The 4999-nt window shown below is 78.7% G+C and carries 5 protein-coding genes; 4 read left to right on the top strand and 1 reads right to left on the bottom strand.

The genetic code is table 11. The annotated features are described in order from the left end of the window. Positions 1 to 56 precede the first annotated feature (56 nt). Positions 57 to 896 carry a hypothetical protein gene (locus ACRYM2_RS22785; protein ID WP_432524962.1) on the bottom strand — a complete coding sequence of 280 codons (840 nt, stop codon included), beginning with the start codon at positions 894 to 896 and terminating at the stop codon, positions 57 to 59. Positions 897 to 1111: 215 nt separating this feature from the next. Here ACRYM2_RS22785 and ACRYM2_RS22780 point away from each other — a divergent pair, with 215 nt between their 5' ends. From ACRYM2_RS22780 to ACRYM2_RS22765, 4 genes are all read left to right on the top strand, one after another. Then, complete coding sequence (locus ACRYM2_RS22780) at positions 1112 to 2026, top strand: hypothetical protein (RefSeq protein ID WP_432524961.1); 915 nt, start codon at positions 1112 to 1114, stop codon at positions 2024 to 2026. Positions 2027 to 2073: 47 nt separating this feature from the next. After that, a complete protein-coding gene (locus tag ACRYM2_RS22775; protein ID WP_432524960.1) occupies positions 2074 to 2697 on the top strand; it encodes a hypothetical protein in 624 nt (207 codons plus the stop codon). Positions 2698 to 2719: 22 nt separating this feature from the next. Next, a complete protein-coding gene (locus ACRYM2_RS22770; protein ID WP_432524958.1) occupies positions 2720 to 3484 on the top strand; it encodes a YcnI family copper-binding membrane protein in 765 nt (254 codons plus the stop codon). Between the two features lie 338 nt (positions 3485 to 3822). Next, positions 3823 to 4999, top strand: a 1177-nt coding sequence (locus ACRYM2_RS22765; protein WP_432524957.1) for a protein-glutamate methylesterase/protein-glutamine glutaminase, incomplete at its 3' end; no start/stop codon positions are given.

The following is a 4999-nucleotide window of genomic DNA, read 5'->3' as shown; positions in this document are numbered from 1 at the left end:
GGGGTGGGACCTCCTGGTCCCACCCCGTGCTGCGTCCCACCCCTGTCCACGAGGGCTCAGGCGACCGGCCGTCGGTAGTGGGCGCGCTCGTCCACCGGCAGCCGGGGGATCTCCGCCCGCACCGACGGGCCCGGCGTGCCCTGCCCGACCGGGGCCGCGGGGGAGCCCTGCGCGAGGGGGGCCGCGGGGGAGGTCTGCGCGGGGGAGCCCTGCGCCGCCGGTGCCGGTGCGGCGGCGGGTCCCTCCCCGGCCGCCGCGGGCGCCGGGCGGACCCGCGCGGCGGGCGCGGGCGGGCGCACGAGCAGCACCGCGGCCAGGGCCGGCACGACGACCGCCGGGACGAGCACCGCCACCTGCGGGCCCAGCTCCACCAGGCCCTGCGCCGGCAGGCCGAGGAAGGTCAGCAGCAGCCCGTCGTCCCCCGCCTGGTCCGGCGGGCGCGCCGCCGCCTGCAGCAGCACCCCCAGCGCGGCCAGGCCCTCCAGCGCGCAGGCGGCGGCCACGCCGGCCGCCACCCAGCGGCCCACCCGGCCGGGCACCAGCCAGCCGGGCCGGCCGGCGAGCACCACCCCGCACACGACGACCAGCGCGCACGTGCCCGCCAGCAGCACCTGCGGCACCGGCACCAGCGCCCACAGCAGCCCGACGCGGCGGCCGACCGGCACCTCCTGGCCGGCCTCGTCGGCGTAGCCGAAGTACGGCTCGTCGCGCGCGCCCCCGAGCACCTGCCGGGCGACCTCGGCCAGCACCAGCGGGCAGAGCGCGGCCGCGGCGATCGGCAGCCACGACACCCAGCCCCACCGGGCGGAACCGTCCTCGTCCGCGCGCTCGCCCGCGTCCCCGTCCGCGCCCGCGCGCTCGTCCCCGTCGCCGCCCGCGCGCTCGTCCTCGTCCACGGCCCGACGTTACGGCGCGGCGCGGGTCCCGTCGCCCGGTCGGCCCAGCGCGATCGCGCGCGGTGACCCGTGCGGTGGGCCGCGGCGGGCGCGACACACCCGGACGGCTGACGTCGCCTCGCCACGGGGTTCACGCGGTGTCAGTGTGGGAACACGCCGTCCGACCGGTCGGTGGTGGACCCCGGCGCAGGAGGCGCACCGTGCACTACTCCCTCGTGAGCTCTCCCGTCCTGGGTTTCGACCTCGTCCGGCTGCCCGCCGGCGACTCGGCCGCCGAGGTGCTGCTGCGGGCGCTGGCCAGCGGCCCGCGCGAGCTGGACCTGCTCGCCGCCCGCCACGACCAGGGCACCCGCGCCGGGGCGTGGGACGCCGTGCGCACCGCCTGCGCGAACGTCCCGCAGATCACCGACGTGCTGGCGCAGGTGGCCAACGGCCTCGCGGCCGACGACTTCGGCGACGACGTCGCCGGGGCGCGGCTGGAGAAGGGCGTCGTGCGGGTCCTGCAGGGCAGCACCATCGCCGACGCCGACGCGCTCGTGCGCCTGGTCCACCACGACGTCCTCGACTGGACGTGGTCGGCGCCGCTGGACGGCGGCCCGCGCCTGCGCACCGAGGTCGCCGCGCAGGCCGCCGACGTCCTCGCCGACGCCGCCGTCTCCGCCTACCTGGGCGACCGGCTGCCCGACGGCGCCCGCCGCGTGCTGGCCCACCCGTACCTGCAGGCCGCCCGCGACATGCCGCCGGTGCCCAGCGCGCCCGAGGACCTCGGCGAGGCGCAGGCCGGGGTCGCGGAGGTCCTCGACCGGCTGCGCCGCCTCGACGGCACCGACCGCGCCTGCCTGCGCGCGGTCGCCGAGGCCAGCCGCCCCGGTGCGGGGGAGTGGGCCTCGGCCGTGCACGACGCCTCGTGGGCCGTGCACCTGTCCGACCGCGTGCGCACGGCCGCCGCCGCGCAGCTGCTCGCCGTGCGCGCCTTCCGCGCCGGCGGCCTCGACGCCGCCGACGGCGCCGCCGGGCTGTGGAACGTCGTCAGCGGCGTGGTCCACGCCGAGGTCGTCGCCGACCTGCTGTCCTCGGACGCGCGCGCGGTCCTGCTGCGCCCCTGGGAAGCGGCCTTCGGCACCGACTGAGCGACCGGCCCGGCGACCGGCCGGGCACCGGCCGGTACGGTTCCCCCGTGCCGACCACCGCCCCCGCCCCGCGCGGGCCGGGGCGCGGCACCCTGCGGGTGCTGCGGGCCGGTGCCCTCGCGGCGACGGTCGTCGGCCTCGCCGCCACCGCGCACGTCGCCGCCGGCGGCCTGCTGCCCGGCCCGCTCGTCCTCGGCGCCGTCGGCGTCCTGGCCCTGTCCGCCTGCCTGGCCCTCGCGGGGCGCCGCTTCGGCGCCCGCACCGTGGGCCTGCTGCTCGGCGGCGGGCAGCTGCTGCTGCACGAGGTCTTCGCCACCTGCTCGGTGCGCACGGTCGCCGTCGCCTCCCACGGCCACCACCAGGAGTGGGTGCCGCTGGGCCCCGACGCCGTCGCGCAGAGCTCGGGGGGTGCCGCCATGGCGGCCGCCCACGCGGGGGCGACGGTGCTGGCCGCCGTCCTGCTGCTGCACGCCGAGGGGCTGCTGTGGTCGCTGTGGACCTGGCTGCAGCCGCTGCGCCGGGTGCTGCTGGTGCTCCTGCGCTTCGTCGCACCGCGTCCGCCGCGCGCGGTCGAGCCGCCCGTGCGGCCGCGGCCGCGGTCCGTGCTCGCGCGCCGGGTGCGCCGGCGTGGTCCACCGCGGGGGTCCGCCCTCGCCACGACCACACCCTGACGACACCCCGAGGAAGCATCCCGTGCGCTCCACCCTGCGCTCCACCCTGCCCACCACCGTCCCCGCGGTCGCCGCGACCGCGGCCGCCGCGCTGCTGCTGGCCGCCGCACCGGCCTCCGCCCACGTCCACGCCGTGCCCGACGCGACCGCCGCCGACGGCTACAGCGTCGTGACGTTCCGGGTGCCCAACGAGTCCGACAGCGCGGCCACGACGTCGGTGCAGGTGCAGCTGCCCACCGACCACCCCTTCACCTGGGTCGCGGTCAAGCCCGTCGCCGGCTGGAGCGCGACGGTCGCCGAGGGCGACCTGCCCGCCCCGGTGCAGGTCGACGGCGCGACCGTCACGAAGGCGCCGCTGACGATCACCTGGACCGCCGAGCCCGGTGCGGCCGGGATCGGCGTCGGCCAGTTCGAGGAGTTCGCGGCCGACGTCGGCCCGCTGCCCGCCGAGGGCACCCGCGTGGTGCTGCCGACGGTGCAGACCTACGCCGACGGCGAGGTCTCCCGGTGGACCGAGGTCGCCGACCCCGGCGCCGAGGAGCCGGCCGAGCCCGCACCGGAGTTCACGACGACCGCCGCCGAGGGCGGGCACGGTGCCGGTGCGCACGCCGAGCAGGGCGCCGCGGCCGCCGGGTCCGGGGCCGGGGCCGACGACTCCGCCGCGCAGGCCGCCGGGTCCGGTGCGTCCGACGGCCTGGCCCGCGGCCTGGGCGGCGCCGGGCTGCTGCTGGGCCTGGCCGCGCTCGTCGTCGCCCTGCTGCGCCACCGGGGCACCGCCCGCGCCTGAGGCCGGCCCGCCCCGCCGGTGAGCCGACGCAGCCGGTGGTCTTGCTCAGGCGCCCAGCGCCTGGAGCAAGGTCACCGGCTGCGTCGCGTCGCGGTGAGCCGGTGGCCGGGGACCGGGGAACCGTGGGCGGACCGCGACGCGCGGTGACTGGCTGTCACCGCTCGCCGCGGAGCAGAGTGGTCGGCGTCAGGAGGTCGACGTCCGCGACGGCATCCGTGCCGCTCCGCCGTTCAAGGTTCGCCACCGGTGGCCGATGGAGAAGGGAGCCGCCCACCGGGCGGCGGTGGTTCCACGGCGCCGACCTCACCGCGCCGACGGCAGGGAAGGTCAGGTGCGACGTGGGGCAACCCGTCAAGGTGCTCGTGGTCGACGACTCGGTCGTCGTCCGGCGCCTGGTCACCGACGTGCTCGCTTCCGACCCGGCGATCGAGGTCGTGGGGACCGCGGCCAACGGCAAGATCGCCCTCGAGAAGATCGACCAGCTCCAGCCCGACGCGGTGACGCTCGACATCGAGATGCCCGTCATGGACGGCCTGGAGACGATCAAGGAGATCCGCAAGGTCCACCGGAAGCTCCCGGTGATCATGTTCTCCACGCTCACCGAGCGCGGCGCGAGCGCGACCCTGGAGGCGCTGTCGTCCGGCGCCTCCGACTACGTGACCAAGCCGGCCAACGTCGGCAGCGTCGGCGAGTCCATGGAGTCCGTCCGCCAGCAGCTCATCCCCAAGATCAAGGCGCTCGTCCCGGGCGCCGGCGCGCCGGTGGCGGCACCCGCCCCGGCCGTCCGCGCCGCCGCGCCCGCCGCGACGTCGACGCCGGTCCCGGCGCGCGTGCGCACCGGTGCGCCGGGCAGCGTCCGCGCGCTCGTCATCGGCTCGTCCACCGGCGGGCCCGAGGCGCTGTCGGCGGTGCTGGAGAAGCTGCCCGCGACCCTCGGCGTCCCGGTCCTGGTGACCCAGCACATGCCCCCGGTCTTCACCCGCCTCTACGCCCAGCGCCTGGACAAGGTGAGCGCGCTGCGCGTCGTGGAGGCGAGCGACGGCGAGGCCGTCGTGCCCGGCACCGTCTACGTGGCCCCCGGCGACTACCACATGGAGGTCGCCCGCCGCGGCCCGCAGATGGTGATCAAGCTGCAGCAGGGACCTGCCGAGAACTTCTGCCGGCCCGCCGTCGACGTCATGCTCCGCTCGGCCGTCGCGGCGTTCGGCGGTGACCTGCTCGCGGTGATCCTCACCGGGATGGGTTCCGACGGGAAGCTCGGCTGCAAGGCGGTGGCCGCCGCCGGCGGCCAGGTCCTCGCGCAGGACGAGGCCACCTCGGTGGTCTGGGGGATGCCCGGCGCGGTGGCGCGCGAGGGCATCGCCGACGAGGTCCTGCCGCTGCCGGCCATCGCCGACGCCATCCAGCGCCGGCTGGGACCGGGCGGCCCGCCGGCCCCCCCCCCCCCCCCCCCCCACCCCCCGGCCACCCCCCCGACCCCCCCCCCCGCCCCCCCCCGCCGGGCCGCGGCACGCG

This window comes from Kineococcus aridisoli, from assembly GCF_050871885.1.
In the GTDB taxonomy this organism is placed as follows: Bacteria; Actinomycetota; Actinomycetes; order Actinomycetales; family Kineococcaceae; genus Kineococcus.
The sequence above is the reverse complement of the archived record's forward strand: the minus strand, read 5'-3'. Positions and strand labels throughout refer to the sequence as shown.